The sequence below is a fragment of the Corynebacterium frankenforstense genome (assembly GCF_030211955.1).
In the GTDB taxonomy this organism is placed as follows: Bacteria; Actinomycetota; Actinomycetes; order Mycobacteriales; family Mycobacteriaceae; genus Corynebacterium; species Corynebacterium frankenforstense_A.
The window spans coordinates 1-232 of record NZ_JASODI010000110.1; the positions used below are offsets into that span (position 1 = coordinate 1).

The following is a 232-nucleotide window of genomic DNA, read 5'->3' on the forward strand; positions in this document are numbered from 1 at the left end:
GCCATCGCTTCTTCAGCAACTTGTACTGCCTGAGAATCAGGGTTCATAGCCCAACCCTGACCATTTTCCCCCAGCTCCACAGTTACTTGTGCACCGAATGGAGCGTGCTCTTCCAAGAATCGTGCCAAAGCCTTCTGCGCTTCGGCTGGCTTCTGGCTTGGAGCGGTACGCAGGGAGAGCCTAAAACGAGCGTGGTCGGCAATAACGTTAAATGAGCCTTCAACAGGGTGAG

The 232-nt window shown here is 54.3% G+C and carries 1 protein-coding gene; it reads right to left on the reverse strand.

Features of this window, described 5'->3' with window-relative positions; translation table 11 throughout:
• Nucleotides 1-232: peptidase dimerization domain-containing protein (locus QP119_RS11735; RefSeq protein ID WP_284776352.1), on the reverse strand; the 232-nt coding region annotated here is incomplete at both ends.